We start from the raw sequence: 19,090 nt of genomic DNA, 5'->3' as shown, positions 1-19,090 counted from the left end.
GCACGTAGTGCGGAGTGGGAGCTGATGAGTCCTTTGTCAACGGCGCGGAGTGTGCGGGGGCACGGATTCCAGATGCACCACTACCGTGGCTGCGCGGGGGACCCGCTTAAGAATTAGCGGTGTGAGCCGCTTTCTTTGCTTACTTTCTTTGCGGCGGCAAAGAAAGTAAGTGCCGCCCCGCACAGGGGCAACGCTAATAGACCACTAACAATTCAAGGAAAGGCCAAAGGCTAAAAAAAAGACCAACAACAAACCAAACCGCCAACGGTAAAAAAATCCCAAAAACCCAAATCCAGGAAGTGCCACAGGCAAAAAACCCAACAAAAAAACTGAAATTCTGTCTTGCAGCGGCGACCATTTCTAGCCTCGATATATTCACCCGGTAGTCACACAGTTCCGCAAGGCATCCTTATTTAAATGAAAAGGTGATTCATGAAACAAACGATGAAACTGACACATCTGGTCGGGGCACTGCTCTGTGTCGGTGCCGTTTCCGCCGCGCATGCGCAAAGCAGCGTCACGCTCTACGGTATCCTCGATACAGGTATCGACTTCGCGAGCAACGTCAACGGCAACCATCTCTACCAAATGGCCAGCGGCGTCAGCGCAGGAAGCCGTTGGGGCCTCCGGGGCAAGGAAGATCTGGGCGGAGGCCTCGCCGCCGTGTTCGACCTGGAAAGCGGCTTCAACTCGACTAACGGCAGCCTGGGCAGCGGCCTCGCCTTCTCCCGTAATGCCTACGTCGGCCTCGCCAGTCAAACGGCCGGTACAGTCACGATTGGCCGGCAGTGGGACCCGGTCGTCGATCTTATCGAGCCGTACTCGCTCAACGATAGCTACGGCGGCTGGTATTTCTCCCACCCCAATGACATGGACAACCTCGATAACGGCTTCGCTGTCAGCAACTCAGTGAAGTACACGAGTCCCACCATCGGCGGCTTCACCGGTGAAGCGCTCTATTCGTTCGGCGGCCAGGCCGGGCAGTTCTCGAATAACTCCGCCTATAGCGCGGCAGCCTCGTACACGAATGGACAGTTCTCCATGGGGGCCGGCTATCTGCGCGTCAACGATCCGGAGCAGTCGATCCAGAGTTATCAGAACGGCACAGGCTACACCAACGCGGTGTACGGCAACTATCTCGCCAATGCCCGCAGCCAGGGTATCTTCGCAGCCGGTGCTTCGTATCAGATCGGCAAGTTCAAGATGATGGGCAACTTCACCAACGTCAACTTCCAGCAAGGCGATGCAGGACAGGACGTCAAATTCCAGAACTACGAAATTGCCGGCACCTTCGCGGCGACCAGTCAGTTGAACCTGGCCGCCGGTTACACCTACACGGATGGCCGCGATCACGCAACCAATCAGGAACCGAAGTACCAACAGCTCAATCTGAGCGCGGAATACGAACTGTCCAAGCGCACGGCCATCTATGCGCTTGCGGCACTGCAGAAGGCCAGCGGCGGCGCCGTTGCGCAGATCGCGGGTTTCGATCCGTCGTCGGACGGCAAGCAGGTCGTCGGACGGGTGGGTATTCGACATTCATTCTAAAATCCGCCGCGTCAAGTAAAAGAGCGCGCTGCCCTAAGGGGTGGCGCGCTCTTTTTTCGTTCATGAACCAAAATAGACGTTGCAGTAACTCGGTGGACCGACACAGTTGTCGGCGCTGGTGGGTGTCGTTGTCGTTGCGCAACCGGATAACAGCAGGCCGGCTGCGGCAGCGGCAACAGCGAAGCAAGCAGATCGTTTGATCGCGGTACGGAGGGTCATTGACGTTTTCGGGGCAGGAGGTCGGAGCGGTGCGATTAACGATTAAGCCGGGTGAAATCATTCACCCGCCTTAATTGTTCATCGGGATCAGTGAGCGTAAAGGGTCGAGTTCAGGTAGGCGAGCTGGCCGTCTTTCTCCGCATGCACCAGCTCCTGATAAACCTGTGCACGCGTCTTCCCGGCGGTCGCCTGACCGTAAGGCGCAACCCACGATCCTGCACCGTTGCTCCCGGTCGTGCTGTTCTGTGCCACTTGCATTGCCGGCGCGGCGTTTTGCTGTGCGGGCGCGGTGGTCGATTGAGCGAAGGCGGAAGCCGTTGCGGTTGCACCGATGAAAGCGATGGCGAGCGTCAGAGATTTCATGTTCGTAATCCTCACAAATCAAATTGGTTGGGGCCGATGCGCGAACCGCAATGCATTCGTGGATCGGTTGATGAGAAGGATAGTCACCTGGCTTTAGCGGTTCGGCGATGTGTGCATGAAAAGATATTTATCTGTTCAGGCGTCGTCGCGGTATTGTTTTAAAGGGCCTTCGGTCACATGTCATGAACATAAAAAACGTTTCATGAATCGGCCGGTTTTGATCACGGGTGTGTCATCGCGCAAATCTACATTGCGGCTACCCGCACGGTGTGCGGGATCGGTCCGTCAATGCGCGGGCCGGCGCCTTCTCTTACCCGGAATCAAACATGAATAAAGCATTGGTAACCACGCTCGTCGCGCTGGCAGGCACCTTCGGTGCGGCGGCGCACGCGCAAAGCAGTGTCACGCTCTACGGGACCCTCGATACGGGCATCGACTACATCAGCAATCAGAAAACGGCCACGGGCGGCAAAAGCAACTGGATGATGGAGAGCGGCAACGTCAGTACCGACCGCTGGGGCCTGCGTGGCAACGAAGACCTGGGCGGTGGACTGAGCGCGGTCTTCGACCTGGAGAACGGTTTTAATATCGACAGCGGCAAGTTCTCCAATGGCGGCGACGAATTCGGCCGTCAGGCGTGGGTCGGTATCGCAAGCAAACAGTGGGGCACCGTGACGATGGGCCGGCAATATGACTTCCTCGTTGATTTCGTCGCGCCGCTTTCGGCAACGGGTTCGGGTTTCGGCGGCAATATCGCCGACCATCCGTTCGATAACGACAACCTCAACAATGATCTGCGCATGAACAACGCGCTGAAATTCCGCAGCGCGACGTATGACGGCTTCACGGTCGGCGGTGCTTATGCCTTCAGCAATGCGGCTGGCGGTTTCAGCAACAACAACGCCTATAGCCTCGGCGCGCAATGGGCCGGCGGTCCGTTCAATCTGGCGCTGGCCTATCTGCAGGTGAACCAGCCGGGTGGCGTCAATCAACCCAGCAATACCGGCGGCGCGGTGAGCAGCAGCGACGGCGACGCGGTCTTTACCGGCGCGCGCCAGCGCATCCTCGGCGCGGCGGGCCACTATACGTTCGGCGCGGCGACTGTTGGGCTCGTCTTCACACGAACGATGCTCGACGATCCGCATCAGATCACCCAGGGTGGTGCGTATTCCACGCTCAACGGCGATATGCTGACCTTCAATAACTACGAACTGAATGCGCGCTACGCGATTACACCGGCGTTCACGCTGGGTGGCTCGTACACATTCACCGATGGGCATTTCAGCGACGACGGCAGGAGCGTCGCGCCAAAGTGGAATCAGTTCATGTTGCAGGCGGACTATGCGTTGTCGCGCCGGACCGATGTGTATCTGGAAGGCGTGTATCAGCATGTGTCGGGTGCGGACGGCATCTCGGTGCTGGGCAATGCGTCGATCTACTCGCTGGCGGCTTCGTCGAGCGATCGGCAGGCAGTGGTGGCGCTGGGAATGCGGCATCGGTTCTGAGTGCTGCAAGCCTGCTGCGAGTTGCAGCGGGCTTGCCCAAAACAAAAAAGTCGCCGGTTCATCACCGGCGACTTTTTTATGGCATTGGCGGACCCGGCAGTGAGATTCAACCGGCAGACTCTACTGGCAGCTTCAGCCAGCCGGTTCAATTCGCGGACGCGAGCAGTCCGGGATTGGGATGTGCCGCCTGCACGCTGGCCGCCTGAACCTCAGGCGCGCTTGTGGCGCCGTCCGGCGACCAGCCGCCCCCCAGTGCCTCGATCAACCCGACCGAGGCCAGCAAACGCCGCGTAGTGAGGTTCAGCGCGTCGATCTGCGTGGTGAGTTCGGTGGTCTGCGCGGTCACCACGTCCAGATAGCTGACCACGCCGTCGCGATAGCGCGACATCGAAAGCGTCAAGGTGCGTTGTGCGGCCACCAGCGCCTCGTTTTGCTGCGTGGCCTCGTCGCCGAGATGATGTAGTTGGGCCAGGTTGTCCTCGACCTGCTGGAAGGCGAGCAGCACCGTCGCCTTGTATTTCGCGCCGTTCTCGGCGAGCTTCGCGCGCGCCTGCTGTGTGATCGCTTCACGGCGCCCGCCGTCGAATAGCGTGAACACCAGGCTTGGCCCGACCGACCAGATTTCGTTCGGCGCCATCAGCCACGGCGAAAGCGTGTCGCTCTGATAGCCGCCGTCGAGACCCAGCGAAATGTCCGGGAAGAACGCTGCCTTGGCGACGCCGATCTTCGCATTGGCCTCGGCAACGCGCCGCTCGGCCGCCGCGATATCGGGGCGCCGTTGCAGCAGCGCGGCCGGCACGCCGGTTGGAATCGACGGCAGGTACGCCGTTTCGATCTCCGGTGCGAGTGTGAACGAGGACGCCGGTGTGCCGGTCAGGCTGGCGATCGCGTGCTCGTACAGGGCGCGGCGTGCAGCGATGTCGTCCGCGGAAGCGCGTGCGGTGTCGAGCTGCGTTTGCGCACGCGAGACGTCGAGATCGGATGCAATGCCGCCCGCGTGGCGGCTCAACGTGAGCTTGAGCGCATGCTGGTAGGTGTCGATCGTATCGTTGAGCAGTTGCTGCTGCTCGTCCAGCCCGCGCAGATTGAAGTACGCACTGGCCAGATTTGCCTGCAAGCTCAGGCGCACCGACTGGAGATCGGCCTCGCTGGCCTGCATTGCCGAGCGGCCTGCTGAAACCTCGTTGCGGATCTTGCCCCACAGGTCGAGGTCGTAACCGATGCCGACGTCGACCGTGTTCGCGCCGTACACCGCGGGCTGACCGACACCCCGCAGCGGGCGATTATCCGATTGCCTTTGGCGTTCGACGGACGCTTCCGCGCCGATGGTCGGGAACAGGCCCGAACGGGCTTGCGACAAATAGGCGGTGGCCTCGTCATGCCGCGCCATCGCGGCGGCCACGTCCGGATTGGCCGCCGCCACCTGAACTTCGAGATGGTCGAGTACGGGATCGCGATAGACGCTCCACCACGCGTCGCGCGGCACGCGGTCGGCCGGTCTGGCGAGCTGCCAGGCGCCGCCTTCCTTGAAGGTCGTGGGGATGCGGGTGGCGGGTGCCTGGTAGGTCGGCGCAAACGAGCAGCCGCTCACCAGCGCCGCGGCCGCCAGCGCGATGCAGATGCGGCGTTTATCCATGAGCGCTCTCCGCCGGCCGGCGTTCGGCTAGCGACGTGTCCGTCGTACCGGCCGGTTTGCCTTCGAGCCGCACTTCGTCGCCGGAAGCGAGTGAGTCGGGCGGGTTGTCGATCACGCGGTCGGTGGGATTCAGACCCGACGCGATCTCGACGTGCGTGCCGAGATCCGTGGCGATCGACACCGATTTGAGCACGGCGCGGTTGTCGTTGCCGACAACGGCAACCTGCAAGCCGGCCTGCCGGAAGATAAGCGAACTGGCCGGGATCGACAGCGCGTGCGAGTTGGTCGGCAACGCAAAATGCACCTCGGTGTATTCGCCGGGGATCAGCAGGCCATCCTGGTTGTCGACCGCGAGCTGCACCAGCAGCGTGCCCGAGGAAGGCGTGATCGCGTCGTCGGTGTCGACGAGTTTGGCGTTGAACTTCACGCCAGGCCGTTCGGGCACGGTGAGCGTGGCGGTCATGCCGGGTTTGATGGCGGCCGCCTCGTCCTGCGGCACGCTCACATAGACGCGCAGTTGCCGGGCGTCGGAGACCGTGAACAGTTCAGGCCCGTTGCCGCCGCCCGCATTGATGAGCGCGCCGATGTCGGTGGTGCGCGCGGTGACGATGCCGTCGAACGGCGCGGTAATCCGCTTGAACGATTCGAGCGCTTCGAGACGCCGCACGTTGGCTTGCGCGGCGGCTACCGTCGCCTGCTTGGCGACCAGATCGCTGGTCTTTTCGTCGGCATCCTGCTGGGAGACCGAATCCTGCTGAAGCATCCTGGTCCAGCGGCTGGCCGTGGAGGCGGCGAGTTTTTCGTTCGCCACCGAATTCTGCAGATCGGCGCGAGCCTGCAGCAATTGCTGATCGAGGTCGGGCGTGTCGATCACGCCGAGCAACTGGCCGGCTTTGACGTGCGTGCCGATGTCGGCATACCACGCATGCAGATAGCCTGATACGCGCGCATAGATCGGTGCGTTGACGAAGGCGGAGAGGCGTCCGGGCAACACCAGTGCCTGCGCGTCGAGGTCGTGCTTCGGCGTGTAGGCAACCACCGTCGGCACGGCTTGCTCGGCTGACCAGGTGGTGAGCTCCTGTTTCGCGTGCACGCGGCTGGCAATGCCGCTCGTCACGATGCCCGCTGCTGCAAGCAGCGCGACGATACCGACCAGCTTCAGATGACGCAGCCGCTTCGGCGAATTGATCTCGATCTCAGTGGACATGTTGGACTCCGGGTTCGGATGATGAGTGATCGTGCGAGGGGTCGTTGGATGAGCGATGCGATGGACCGTGCGACGGATCGTGAGCGCCGGCGTCGCGCCGGTGCACGAGGCTGAACACGACCGGTACGAAGAGCAGCGTGGCGCATGTCGCGCAGATCAGGCCGCCGATGACGGCGCGGCCGAGCGGCGCGTTCTGCTCGCCGCCGTCGCCGAGGCCGAGCGCCATCGGCGCCATACCGATGATCATCGCGAGCGCCGTCATCAGCACCGGGCGAAAGCGCGTGAAACCGGCTTCCATTGCCGCGACCAGCGCGTTACCGGTCACCGCCAGCCGTTCGCGGGCGAAGCTGACCACCAGAATGCTGTTGGCGGTCGCGACGCCCATGCAGAGAATCGCGCCGGTCAGTGCGGGCACCGACAGCGGCGTATGCGTGGTGAACAGCATCCACACGATGCCGGCCAGCGCCGCGGGCAACGCGGTGACGATCACGAACGCGTCGCTCCACGAGTGGAAGTTCACGACGATCAGCAGATAGATCAGCAGAATCGCGCCGACCAGCCCTAGCGACAAGCCGAGGAACGCGCTATTCATCGTTTGCACCTGACCGCGCAGCGTGACAATCGAGCCTTTCGGCACGTCTTTCGCGCTCGCATGGACGATGTTCTGAATCTTCGCGGCGACGGCGCCCAAATCCTGCCCCTGGGTGGTCGCGAACACGTCGTAGAGCGGTTCGATGTTGTAGTGCGACACCACCGCATTGCCGACGCCGCGCGTAATGGTCGCGATGCCGCCGAGAATCTGCGCCTGGCCGCTCTTGCCGGTCACCGGCAGGTTGCTCAGATTCGACAGGGACGTCATGTCGTATTGCGGTGTCTGCGCGACGATCGGATACGACACGCCGTTCTTCGGATTCAACCAGTACGTCGGCGACACCTGGCTGGTACCCGAGAGGCTCGCCACCACGGAATTGGTCACGTCCTGTTCGGTAATGCCGAGCTGATCGGCACGCGAACGGTCTACCGACACGGTGAACTGCGGATACGTCGCGGCCTGCTGAATGCGCGTATCGGCAATGCCGGGAATCAGACGCATACGCCGCATCACCTCGTTGGCGTAGCGATGATTGGCCGCCTGGTTCGGTCCTGCCACCTGCAGATCGATCGGCGCGGGTGCGCCGAAATTCAGGATCTGGCTGACGATATCGGCCGGCAGAAACGCGAAGGTTGTCCCCGGAAACTGGCGCGGCAGTGTTTCGCGGAGCTCGCGCACAAAGTGGGCGGTCGGTTGGTGGTTCTCGTTGAGCGAGATGAGAATGTCGCCGTCCTGCGGTCCGGTGGTGCCGCTGTTGTTATAGGTCAGGTTGATCCCGCTATTGGGCAGGCCGATATTGTCGACGATACTGCGCAACTGGTCGGGCGGAATCGCGCGGCGCACCGCATTCTCGATCCGGTCGAATTCCGCGGCGGTATCTTCGACCCGTGTGCCGATCGGGGCGCGCACGTGGATCGAGATCGCGCCGGAGTCGATATCCGGGAAAAAATTACGGCCGAGCCACGGCGCGAGCAGGAAGGACGCGCCGACCACGACCAGGAAGCCCGCCACGAAGCGTTTGCGATGCGTGAGTGCAAGACCGAGCACGATCCGGTACACGCTGCGCACGCGCTCGAAACGACGTTCGAAGCCGCGCTGAAAACGCACCAGCGGATTGCGCGAGGGTGCCGCATGCGCGTGGTCGCCGTGCGGGTCCATCACCGCGGCCAGTTCGCCGGAGGCGTGGCCGCCGGACGCATGAGGGCGCAACAGGTACTGCGCCATCATCGGCACGAACGTACGCGAGAGAATGAACGACGCGATCATCGCGAAGATCACCGCTTCGGCCATCGGCACGAACAGGAAACGCGCGATGCCGTTGAGCAGCAGCATCGGCACGAACACAATGCAGATGCACAGCAGCGACACGAACGCGGGCGCGACGATCTGCGCGGCGCCGTCCATAATCGCGCTGCGCACGTCCTTGCCTTGTTCGAGATGCCAGTTGATGTTTTCGATTGTGACGGTGGCGTCGTCGACCAGAATCCCGACCGCGAGCGCAAGGCCGCCGAGCGTCATCACATTGAGCGTTTCGCCCATGGCGGCGAGGCCGGCAATGGCCGCCAGCACGGCGAGCGGAATCGACGCCGCAATGATCAGCGTCGAGCGCCAGCTGCCGAGGAACAGCAGAATCATCAGCGAAGTGAGCGCGGCGGCGATCACGCCTTCACGCGCCACGCCGCTGACGGCGCCCTTCACAAAGGTCGATTGATCGCCCATCGTCACGAGCTTCAGGCCGGGCGGCAGCGTCGCCTCAATACGCGGCAACTGCGCCTTGACCCCGGAGATGATGTCGAGCGTCGACGCGGAGCCGTTCTTCAGAATGCTCATCAGCACCGCGCGATGGCCGTCCACACGCACCACGTTGCCTTGTGGCGGATAGCCGTCGCGTACGTGAGCCACGTCGCGGATATAGATGGTTGCGCCGTCCACCGTCTTGATCGGCAGCGCATTCAGTTCGTCGAGCGCGAGCGGGCTGTTGTTCAGCTTGATGTTGTATTCGAAGCGGCCAATCTTCTCGGTACCGGCCGGAATGATCTGGTTCTGCTGTGCGAGGGCGGTGGCGACATCGTTGGCGGAGAGTTTTTTCGCCTGCAGCGCCTGTGGATCGAGATCGATCTGTACTTCACGGGTCTTGCCGCCGTACGGTGTCGGAATCGCCACGCCGGGCACGCTCAGCAATTGCGGACGAATGAAATTGGTCGCGTAGTCGGCGAGCTTCTGTTCGTCGAGCGTGTTGCTGGTCAACGCCAGTTGCAGGACCGGCACGGTCGACGCGTTGTAGTTCAGAATCTGCGGCGGCGTGGTGCCCGGCGGCATCTGCTTGAGCACCGTTTGCGAAACCGAGGTCACCTGTGCGGTGGCGGTGCGGATATCCACGGTCGGCTGGAAGAATATCTTGACGATGCCGTAGCCGCGAAACGATTGCGACTCGATATGCGCGACGTCGTTCACCGTCGTGCCGAGCGTGCGTTCGTAGTAGGTGACGATGCGTCCGGACATATCGTCCGGTTGCAGGCCGGCATAGTTCCAGACCACGCTGATCACGGGAATGCGGATGTCAGGAAAGATATCCGTCGGCGTTCGCACCGCGGCAAGCGGGCCGATCAACAGGATCAGCATCGCAAGCACGATGAACGTATAGGGCCGGGTCAAAGCCAACCGGACTATTTTTAACATCGAAGGCTGCTCCGTTCAGAGGCGCGCTTGAATCCGCGCGGGCGTGTGGCGGTTAGGGCACGCACCGATTGCGCGGGCCCGGTAACGGCATTCTGGAGAGCGGGTCCTAACAGTCGTGGACTAAACAAATGAAACTAGTTTTAGGAAGCCGGGACGATGTGCGCGATTGCGCCGATACTCGCGTTGCAACGGCTTTAGCGCTGCATGCAGCGCTAAAGCCTGGTCAGAAACCCTGCGAGTAGAGCGGCGTCAGCCGAACAGATAGCCCGAACCGCGAATGGTGCGAATCAACGGACGCTCGCCGGGTGTCTCGACCTTTTTGCGCAAACGGCCTACATGTACGTCGATCAGATTGGTGCCGGGATCGAAGCGGCAACCCCACACGGCTTCGAAAATCATCGTGCGCGTGAGCACCTGGCCGGCGTGGCGCATCATGAACTCGAGGACGCGGAATTCGGTGGGCTGCAGGTCGAGTTCGCGTTGCCGGTAGGTGACTTTGCGGCGTACCAGATCGAGTTCGAGCGAGCCGCTGCGCAGCAGCGTTTCAGCTTTGGCGTGACGTGGCCGGCGACGTAACAGCACCTCGACGCGCGCGAACATTTCCTCGGGCGAGAACGGCTTGGTCAGATAGTCGTCGCCGCCGGCGCGCAGACCTTGAATGCGCTGATCGACATCGGACATCGCGCTCATCACGAGCACCGGCGTTTCCATGCCGACGCCCCGCATCGTCGCCACGATGGTCAGGCCGTCGAGGTCGGGCAGCATGCGGTCGAGTGTGACGACGTCGTAGTCGCCCGCCATGACCTTTGCCATGCCTTCGCGGCCGGTGCGCGCCACGTCGACCGCGAAACCACTCGCGCTGAGCGTGCGCACGATGTCGTGGGCGATCAGCTCATCGTCTTCGATCGTCAGTATTCTGGGCATGATGTGCGAGCCTGGTTCAGGCTACTGCCCGCAGTGCGACCGGACGGTCCGGCGCGCGATACTGGCTGACCGCGAAGTCGATGAAACTGCGCACGCGCATCGACAGGTAATTGCGGCCGGAATAGAGAATCGACACTTGACGTGGCCCGCCGTTGATTTCGAACTGCTCGAGTACGGGGACGAGCGCGCCTTGGGCGAGATCGTCGGCAATGATCGGCTGTGGCAGCAACGCGATACCCATGTGGCTGAGCGCGGCCACCCGCACCATTGCACTGCTCGTGGCGGTGAGCGCGCTGCCGGTATTGACGCGGTAGATGCCGTCTGCGTCCGAGAACTCCCACGCGCGCGACGAACCGTCGGAGACGGTCAGCAGGCCGTGGCGGTTCAACGCAGCAGGATCGCGAGGTGTGCCGTGACGTGCCAGATAGGCCGGCGAGGCGACCGTCATTTCATCGATGCTGGTCAGCATGCGGCTCACCAGCGACGAGTTGGCGAGCCGCCGGTCGTCGGAGAAACATACGTCGAAACCGCCTTCCACCAGATCGATATGCGTGTCGAACGTCGTCACGTCGAAGTCCACGCGTGGATGCAGGGTGCGATACGCGGCCAGCAACGTGCCCAACCCGGCGGTCGCGAATGTCATCGGCGTGGCGATTCGCAACGTGCCCTGTGGATCGCGTGTTGTCTCCAGCAGGTTCGACTCCATCTCGTCGAGTTTCTCGATGATCGTGCGGCAACCGTCGAGATATTCACGGCCCACATCGGTCAGCGAGAGACTGCGCGTGGTGCGGTTCAGCAGGCGCATATTCAGATGCGCTTCCAAAGTGCCGACACTGCGCGTGACCGCTGCTGCGGACATCCCTAGCTGTCTCGCCGCAAGATTGAAGCTGGCGAGATCGACCACCCGTGTGAAGACACGCATCGCTTGTAGCTGGTTCATGTTGGAACAGTAGAGAAGGACGATGAGCGCATCATCGGCGATCGCAGGTAAAACGGAACTGCTAGGTGGATTAAGTCTTTTTTAATTTTGTGCAATGTTCATGAACTGCAAGGAATCGACTTTGCATCGATCCATTTTTCTATCAACGAGCAATCCTAAATAATTGGCAAAAAAAGAGCACGGCCAGAGCCGTGCTTCGGAAAGAGACCTGAATGAAAGTAACCGCTATCACGCGGCGGGTTTTTTCAATTGAGCATGCCGTGTACTTCGAGCGATGCTTCCAGTTGCTGGGTCAAGGCGTGATGGAGCCTCGCGAGGCTTTCAGTGGGGAGCGCGAAGCCGGCCCAGCCGAGGCCCGAATGCCGCAGGAACAGCACGGCGCCGTCATGCAGCGGATGTTTTTCAGTGTGCCAGCACGGATCGATCTCGATCACATACTGATGAGTGCGCAGCGGCTCTTTCGGCACTTCCGGACGCATCGTGGCGCGCAGCGCGCTGAGGTGCTCGATCACGGCGTCCAGATCGGCCACTTCGAGCAGTACCGCGCGGTCGTCGATGGCGATGCGAACCGCGTTCTGTCCATATTCGTTGACTCTCTCGATGCTCATGGGGCGCGACATGTCTCTACTCCTTCCTGCTCTCACGGTAGATAAATTATGATGCCGCCCCGCAGCGGGAATTCTTAAACAGCACGATCCAGGCATGAAACTTTGTTTAAGGAGGCAGCTGGCACGATTCCCGCCGCGATGCTTAATCATCTGATGTTTTTGCCGGTCAAAAAGCAAAGGAAACCGATATTTATCATACGAAAACGAAGCCGATGTTTCATTATCGAAACATTTCCAGACGTCTGAAATCCAGGTTTCGAAATGCTTAATCCGGATTGTTTCATTAAATGTACGGTTCGCCACATTGACATCGCCGATAAATTCCCGATTTGCGAATAAAAGCGGGATTGAATGTTCATTATTTGCGATGTACGGAGTTCACGTTTGAAACATTTCTTGATGCGATGACGGTGAATTGCCATTGCAAATCCCATCATCCGAAATAAATGCGCCGACCCGGGCAGAAAGCTTCGAAGCAAGTCTGTGTAAGCTTTTGCGGCATCATGGTTAGTGCGTATCCGGTATGCTTCATTGCTATGGCCGATCGTATGCCGGTACTCATATGAAACGCGAAATAATGGTTTTCTTCATACGTTCTATTTCTCGGTCAAGATTTGTTTTTCAAATTTACTAAGTCAGGGTATTCCGCTAACATCACGCATAATCCGTTAAGCGGCGTTGCCGGCGGTTTTCACCCGCCGTTATTTAAATTCGTCTGTACCGGCCGGCCAACGGGCAGCGGGGTCCACAACGTACGACAGTTTGAGGAAAGATCATGCCGCACATGCATCTGGATACTGCGAGGATCACCTGGTTACATACGCCTACGCTGAACGTACGTAGCGCAGCGCGGCGAATCGGCGTGTTGCTGTTCGACGGCTTCTGGCTGCTCGGGCCCGGCACGGTGGTCGAGATGTTTCAGACCGCCAACGAACTTTCCGGCTCGCGGGCCGGCGAAGATCCGCCGTATGAAGTGCAGTTTCTGTCGATGGACGGTGGCAGCGTTGCGAGCTCCTCGTCAGCGCGCATCTGGACTGACCGCATCGACACGCGTTACGGCAGCGGTTTTGACGTGCTGTTCATCGCAGGCGGCTACGGTGCACACGAGGCCGCGCAGGACGAACGGCTGCTCAACTGGCTGCGTTCGGTGCAAACGCGTACTCGGGCGATCGAGACGATCGGCGAGGGCCGTCTCGTGCTGGAGGCTGCGGGTCCGGCGGAACACGACGGCTCGCAGGTGAGCCGCTATCCGGGCAGCGCCACCGTCGACGCCGCGCGCAGCGCCGCCAACGATCGCAATGATTGCGCGCGCAGCGCGCTGATGTTCATCAAGCGCGACCTCGGTGCGGAACTCGCGCGCAGCGTTGCCGATCGGGTCATGCCGGGCATGGGCGCCAGTTGGATGCCGCTGCCGGCCGAAGGCGGCACGCTCAGCGTCGCCGAGAAAATCCGTGCCGCCGCGCGCTGGATGGAGGCGAATTGCGATCGTCCCGTGTCGGTTGCGGACGCCGCGCAAGTGGCGGCGATGAGCGAGCGTAATTTCCTGCGGCGCTTCAAGCATGAAATGCAGGTCACGCCTTCCGACTATCTGCTCCAGGTGCGCCTGCGGATTGCCTGCAACTTCCTGACCGAAACCGAACTACCGGTCGACAAGATCGCGCGCCGCAGCGGCACCGGCAACGGCGATCGTCTCGCGAAGATATTCCGCAAGCGCATGGCACTGTCGCCGACCGAATATCGCGCGCGCAGCCGGGTGGCGAGCGAGGTTTGAGTTTCGGCAGGCGCCTCGTCCGTCAGCAGCGCGCCGCATTGCCGGTGGCTGCATGCAGCGCGCGGCGTGTGCAGCAACCTGCGCAGCCGCGTGTGCATCGGCGGCCGCGTTTTCTCGGGGCAGGCTTCTAACGAGCACAGTGGCCATGATGGGCAACAAGGTAATGGCGACGGCGCTGCCGGAGGTTAAACTCATCGAGCCCGAGGTATTCTGCGACGAATTCGGCTTCTGCTTTGAGAGCTTCAGCGCGGACGAGTTTATCGACGACGTCGCGCAAGGCTTCAACTTCGTGCAAGACCGGCATTTGCGCGCGGTGCGTGGTGTGCTGCGGGGCCTGCACTACCAGGTGCAGCGTCCGCAGGGCCGCCTTGTGCGGGTGGTGGTGGGTGAAGTGTTCGATGTCGCGGTGGACTTGCGGCTCAATTCGCCGAATTTCGGCAAGTGGAGCGGTGCTCGCCTGAGCGCGGAGAACTATCGGCAGGTGTGGGTGCCGCCAGGTTTTGCGCACGGTTTCGTCGTGCTGTCCGAGGTGGCCGAATGCCTGTGGAAAACCACGGAGTACTGGTTCCCCGAACTCGAGCGCTGCATCTTGTGGAACGATCCTGATATCGGCATCGAGTGGCCCATCGAAGTCGAGCCGATCCTCGGCGCCAAGGACGCAGCCGGCCGACGTCTCTACGAAGCGGAAAATTTCGCCTGAGCGCTGCGCAAAGCGCGGTCCAGCACCGTCAGCGTGTTGCCACCACGGCGCCCACACTCGCGGCGACCACCAGCAGCGTGCCGGCTATCTGCACACCTTCCATTGGTTGATGGAGTACCACGAATCCGGCCAGTGCGCCGATTGCGGGTTCGACACTCATCAGGATTCCAAACGATGAGGCCGGCATATGCCGCAATGCCACCATTTCCAGTGCGTAGGGTAACAGGGGAACCAGCAACGCGAGGCCCGCGGTGGCGGCGATTTGCCCCGCGGCGATGTGTATGCCGCTTTGCGCGAAGCCGAATGGCGTGGCGACCAGCGCTGCTGCGAGCAGCGAAACCGACAAGCCTTCGAGGCCGGCGAACAGGGTGCCGGTCTTTTTCATCAGCACGATATAGCTGCCCCAGCCGATTGCGGCGCCGAACGCGAGCAGCACGCCGAGCGGTTCGCCGATCCAGCCGGCTCGATCGCGCGAGAGCAGCAGCACGCCGGCAATCGCCAATACGGGCCACAGTAACGCGCGCATGCGACGCACCGCGAGCGTGGCGACGGTGAGGGGGCCGAGAAAGTCGATTGCGACGGCGAGGCCCAGCGGAATCCGCTGAAGCGCCGCAAAAAAGCATAGTGTCATGCCGGCCATCGCCGCCCCCAGCGCACCCGCCGCGAACCAGTGCGAGCGCGAGTAGGTGAAGAGCCGCGGGCGAACCAGCAGCGCAAGCACGACCGCGGCCCAGCACAGACGCAACCAGGTGGTGCTGAGCGAGCCGTAGGTTGCCATTGTCGGCGCGGAGAGCGCGGCACCGAACTGTACGCTCGACATCGACAACACGCACAGGAACGCGGCGCCCGCCGCGGCGCCGGCAGGCTTCACCGGCATGGGTGTGGAATTCAGCGCCGGTTTGATGGTGGTGTCCTGCATCGTGGCCTCGTTGACGCTCGTTGGATTCATTGGACGCTATCTTATCGGTCCGAGCGGTATTAAGATAAGTTGATATTTCTTATGACCACTTCAAGAAACGTGATGACCCGAGATATCGACAGCAGTCTCCTGCGGGCGTTCGTTACCGTGGCGGAGACCGGCGCCGTGGGCGTGGCGGCGGCGCGCCTCGCGCGTACCCAGGCGGCGGTGAGCATGCAATTGCGCCGGCTCGAAGAAGAACTGGGACAGCGTCTGCTCGACCGCTCGCCGCGCGGCGTGCAACTCACCGAAGCGGGGCACCTGCTGCTGCCGTTCGCGCACACGATCCTTGGCGCGGGCGCCGATGCACGGCGGGCTTTGAGCGCGGGGCAGGTGTCCGGGACGGTGCGGCTCGGCATGCTGGAAGATATCGCGGTCGGCCGGCTGCCGCGTGCCCTGCGGCGCTTCTCGCTCGCCTATCCGCAGGTGGCGCTGGAGATCGTGGTCGATACCAGTTCGGCGTTGTCGAACCGGCTGGCGGACGGTGGCCTCGACGTGGTGGTTGGGGATCCCGCGCTGGTCGAATCGGTGCCGCCGCTATTGACGTGGACACAGCCGCTTTTCTGGGTTGGCGCACGCGGCTTTAGCCGTGACAGCGACGCGCCATTGCCCGTGGTCGCGTTCGGCGGCACATGTCTTTGGCAGCAACTGGTGTTGACGGCGCTGCGGCGCGCGGGCATTGCGTGGCGCATTGTGTGCACCAGCACCAGCTTGCCGGCGGTGCAGTCGGCAGTGGAGGCCGGGCTCGGTGTGTCGGTGCTGCTCGAGGGCAATATCCGCTCGGAGTCGATGCGTGTGCTCGGCCAGGCAGACGGATTACCCGATGCGCCCACCGCCGATTTCGGGCTGTTCATGCGCCCCGTCCCCGGCACCCAGGCGGCCGCCGTGCAGACATTGCAGACCTTCCTTTGCGAAGAATTGCATCTTGGCCTGCGGGAAAACGAGCCGTGCGTGGTATCGGCGGCGTAGTGCCCGGGGCGAGATGCCGGCTTGCGGGCAGACATGCGCGCCGGGCGTCCCATGTGAGTTTTTACGACATTTTTTCTTGAGACGCCTACACGCCAAACTTACACTTCGTGCATCCTGATAGCGCGAGGTGTTCAACGTGAAGCGACGTGCAACGACGCAGCAATCTGTCCGCATCGACTACGTGTATCACGGCGTGGGCCGTGTCGAACTGCGCCGCTTCGATCCGTCGCGCGATTCATACGTCGCGTTGACCGCGCTGCTGCATCGGGCTTTCACCCGGCTCGGCGCGATGGGTTTGAACTGCACATGTGTGGATCAAACGGTGGAGACGACACGTTCGCGCGCGACGCGCGGCGATTGTTACGTGGCGGTTTGCGAAGGGCGCATGGTTGGCACGATGACGCTGTATGCGCCGGATCATGAATCGCCGTGCGATCTATACCGCCGCGATGATATTGCCAGCTTGCGCCAGTTCGGCGTGGAGCCTGTGTGGCAGGCGCGGGGCATCGGCACCCTGTTGATCGCATTCGCCGATCACTGGGCCGCGACGCGTGGCTATGCGGAACTCGCGCTCGATACGCCGCAACCGGCTGCGCATCTGATTGCGTTTTACCGCGGGCAGGGGTTTCGCATTGTCGATTTCGTGCATTTCGACGGCAAGCAATACGACAGCGCGATTTTGAGCAAGCCGCCGGTGGCGACGCGCTCGCTTGCGAACTGGTCGCATCGGTTGACTGTGCCGGCGCGGATTGCGCGCGCGGCGTGAGAGGGAATGGTGTGGCGGTAAAAACCCCGGAGCGGGCGGCAACTATTGCAATGCTATGAGGCAAGTATTGCAATAGTTGCGACTCCACGCGCCGGGGCGGGTGTTTCTTCGCTTGCTGGCTGACTTGATGGTCAGCGTCGCATCACGCCCATCAGAAGAGTGACGAGGAAGATCACTATGAAGATGAAGAACAGGATCTTGGCAATTTCTGTTGCGCCTGCGGCGATGCCGCCGAAGCCGAATACCGCGGCGATGATCGCGATGATAAAGAAGATTACAGCGTATCGAAGCATGGGGCCTCCCACCGATAGATTGCTGGATTGAAGTTAAAAACGGCCGCTCGTTGTGGGCACAGCGTGCTTTGACGGGTTTTCGCCGGCGAGCGATATACAGCAATAGGCGTGCCCAGGGTGAGGGGAGCCGGGGGTGCCCTAATCGGCCAGTCGATGCCGTGCTGTTACCATCGCGGATCATCGATTCCCGGCCACCCTTGCCATGCAACACAATCCGCTCAGCGAGATCTCCCTGATCCGCAAGCTGAAGCTCAATCAGCTGATGATCTTCGAACGCGTGCTGGAGACGCGTTCCGTCGTCCGCGCGGCCAACGAGATGCGCTTGACGCAACCGGCTGTCACCAAGGTGATCCACGAACTCGAATCCTGTTTCGACGGCGCGCTATTCGCTCGTTCGAATCGCGGCGTTGTGCCGACTGAGTTGGGCTTGCTGCTTGGTCGGCGGGTCAAGTCGCTGATGGCGGAGTTGCGCTATATGACCGACGAGCTCAACGATTTCCGGCTGGGTACGAGTGGGCACGTGATCGTCGGTACGTTGATTTCCGCATCGGCGCGGCTGTTGCCTGCGGCGATTGGCATGTTGAAGGCGCGCACGCCGAATGTTCTGGTGACGGTGCGCGAGGGCACGACGGCCCATCTGTTTCCGGCGCTGGCGACGGGGGACCTCGACATTGTGGTTGGGCGTTTGCCTGAGCGCGAGTTGCCGATTGCGAGTGCTTTTCCGTTGACGCACGAGGCGTTGTTCGACGAGTCGTTGTGCGTGGTGGTGGGCAAGGGGTATGGGCCTGAGCCGGCTGGTGTGACGCATTTATCCGATCTGGTCGGTTCGCCGTGGATTCTGCCGACGCCTGATTCGCCGGCGCGCCTGGCTGCGGAGCATCTGTTCCGGGCGGCGGGGTTGCCGTTGCCCACGGACATTGTGGAGTCGTTGTCGTTGTTGACCAATATTGGATTGCTGCTCGATACGCCGAGGATCGCGTTGATGCCGCGGGTCGCGGCGCAGCAGTTTGAAGATGCGGGGTTGTTGCGGATTCTGGATTTGCCCGAGAGTGGCGCGTTTGGGACTGTGGGGTTTTCGGTGCGGTCGAATAAGGAGTTGAGTGCGGCTTGTCAGGCTTTTGTTGAGTGTTTACGGGGGGTGGCTGAGGGGGGGTAAAGGTTTAGGTTTTGGTTTTGCCTGCCCGGCAGGTGGGGCCTTCGTGGCGCTTTTTTGTTGTCGGTCGGATTCTTTGGCCTTTCCTTGCTTTGTTAGTGGTCCGCTCTGTTGTTGGTCTTTTGGCCTTTCCTTGAATTGTTAGTGGTCTATTAGCGTTGCCCCTGTGCGGGGCGGCACCTACTTTTCTTTGCCTGCCGCAAAGAAAAGTAGGCAAAAGAAAGCGGCTCAAACCGCCAGCTCATAAGTGGGTCCCCTG

General features: G+C 61.5%; 16 protein-coding genes. 7 read left to right on the top strand and 9 right to left on the bottom strand.

The window, feature by feature from the left end:
• The first annotated feature begins 444 nt into the window (after positions 1 to 444).
• Positions 445 to 1,548, top strand: a complete 1,104-nt coding sequence (locus AC57B6_RS10860) for a porin (protein WP_030103425.1) — start codon at positions 445 to 447, stop codon at positions 1,546 to 1,548.
• A 306-nt stretch (positions 1,549 to 1,854) separates the two neighbouring features.
• On the opposite strand, the gene AC57B6_RS10855 is transcribed toward AC57B6_RS10860, so the two are convergent.
• Positions 1,855 to 2,130, bottom strand: a complete 276-nt coding sequence (locus AC57B6_RS10855; RefSeq protein ID WP_028200677.1) for a DUF4148 domain-containing protein — start codon at positions 2,128 to 2,130, stop codon at positions 1,855 to 1,857.
• A gap of 326 nt (positions 2,131 to 2,456) precedes the next feature.
• Here AC57B6_RS10855 and AC57B6_RS10850 point away from each other — a divergent pair, with 326 nt between their 5' ends.
• The gene (locus tag AC57B6_RS10850; RefSeq protein WP_496421309.1) at positions 2,457 to 3,635 is read left to right on the top strand and encodes a porin; all 1,179 of its coding nucleotides are present in this window, start codon (positions 2,457 to 2,459) and stop codon (positions 3,633 to 3,635) included.
• Between the two features lie 145 nt (positions 3,636 to 3,780).
• On the opposite strand, the gene AC57B6_RS10845 is transcribed toward AC57B6_RS10850, so the two are convergent.
• From AC57B6_RS10845 to AC57B6_RS10820, 6 genes are all read right to left on the bottom strand, one after another.
• Entirely contained in the window at positions 3,781 to 5,271 is a 1,491-nt protein-coding gene (locus AC57B6_RS10845) for an efflux transporter outer membrane subunit (RefSeq protein ID WP_496421308.1), read from the bottom strand.
• Positions 5,264 to 6,478, bottom strand: coding sequence for an efflux RND transporter periplasmic adaptor subunit (locus tag AC57B6_RS10840; protein WP_046565971.1), 1,215 nt, complete (start codon positions 6,476 to 6,478; stop codon positions 5,264 to 5,266). Before AC57B6_RS10840 ends, AC57B6_RS10845 begins: the two co-directional genes overlap by 8 nt.
• Positions 6,468 to 9,749: an efflux RND transporter permease subunit gene (locus AC57B6_RS10835; RefSeq protein ID WP_046565967.1), complete on the bottom strand. Its 3,282-nt coding sequence runs from the start codon at positions 9,747 to 9,749 to the stop codon at positions 6,468 to 6,470. The genes AC57B6_RS10840 and AC57B6_RS10835 overlap by 11 nt, the downstream gene beginning before the upstream one ends.
• Before the next feature lie 249 nt (positions 9,750 to 9,998).
• On the bottom strand, positions 9,999 to 10,673 hold the full coding sequence (locus tag AC57B6_RS10830) for a response regulator transcription factor (protein WP_025496416.1): 675 nt from the start codon (positions 10,671 to 10,673) through the stop codon (positions 9,999 to 10,001).
• 16 nt (positions 10,674 to 10,689) lie between these two features.
• Entirely contained in the window at positions 10,690 to 11,613 is a 924-nt protein-coding gene (locus AC57B6_RS10825) for a LysR family transcriptional regulator (RefSeq protein ID WP_025496417.1), read from the bottom strand.
• 245 nt (positions 11,614 to 11,858) lie between these two features.
• A complete protein-coding gene (locus tag AC57B6_RS10820; RefSeq protein ID WP_102857337.1) occupies positions 11,859 to 12,233 on the bottom strand; it encodes a hypothetical protein in 375 nt (124 codons plus the stop codon).
• Positions 12,234 to 12,996: 763 nt separating this feature from the next.
• Here AC57B6_RS10820 and AC57B6_RS10815 point away from each other — a divergent pair.
• Positions 12,997 to 13,992, top strand: coding sequence for a GlxA family transcriptional regulator (locus tag AC57B6_RS10815; RefSeq protein ID WP_025496573.1), 996 nt, complete (start codon positions 12,997 to 12,999; stop codon positions 13,990 to 13,992).
• A 148-nt stretch (positions 13,993 to 14,140) separates the two neighbouring features.
• Positions 14,141 to 14,692, top strand: coding sequence for a dTDP-4-dehydrorhamnose 3,5-epimerase (gene rfbC / locus AC57B6_RS10810; RefSeq protein ID WP_025496572.1), 552 nt, complete (start codon positions 14,141 to 14,143; stop codon positions 14,690 to 14,692).
• A gap of 28 nt (positions 14,693 to 14,720) precedes the next feature.
• Here rfbC and AC57B6_RS10805 read toward each other — a convergent pair whose 3' ends face one another.
• Positions 14,721 to 15,611: an EamA family transporter gene (locus AC57B6_RS10805; protein WP_252889291.1), complete on the bottom strand. Its 891-nt coding sequence runs from the start codon at positions 15,609 to 15,611 to the stop codon at positions 14,721 to 14,723.
• 81 nt (positions 15,612 to 15,692) lie between these two features.
• Here AC57B6_RS10805 and AC57B6_RS10800 point away from each other — a divergent pair, with 81 nt between their 5' ends.
• Both AC57B6_RS10800 and AC57B6_RS10795 read left to right on the top strand, forming a co-directional pair.
• Positions 15,693 to 16,619, top strand: coding sequence for a LysR substrate-binding domain-containing protein (locus AC57B6_RS10800; protein ID WP_028646149.1), 927 nt, complete (start codon positions 15,693 to 15,695; stop codon positions 16,617 to 16,619).
• Positions 16,620 to 16,755: 136 nt separating this feature from the next.
• Entirely contained in the window at positions 16,756 to 17,385 is a 630-nt protein-coding gene (locus AC57B6_RS10795) for a GNAT family N-acetyltransferase (protein WP_030103433.1), read from the top strand.
• Between the two features lie 131 nt (positions 17,386 to 17,516).
• Here the strand turns inward: AC57B6_RS10795 and AC57B6_RS10790 are convergent, their stop codons facing one another.
• Positions 17,517 to 17,678, bottom strand: a complete 162-nt coding sequence (locus AC57B6_RS10790; RefSeq protein ID WP_025496568.1) for a DUF1328 family protein — start codon at positions 17,676 to 17,678, stop codon at positions 17,517 to 17,519.
• A gap of 202 nt (positions 17,679 to 17,880) precedes the next feature.
• On the opposite strand from AC57B6_RS10790, the gene AC57B6_RS10785 reads away from it, so the two are divergent.
• Entirely contained in the window at positions 17,881 to 18,834 is a 954-nt protein-coding gene (locus tag AC57B6_RS10785) for a LysR substrate-binding domain-containing protein (RefSeq protein WP_025496567.1), read from the top strand.
• The last annotated feature ends 256 nt before the right edge of the window (positions 18,835 to 19,090 follow it).

The sequence above is a fragment of the Paraburkholderia sp. BGA-UO-ETr-F12 genome (assembly GCF_059567945.1).
The sequence above is the reverse complement of the archived record's forward strand: the minus strand, read 5'-3'. Positions and strand labels throughout refer to the sequence as shown.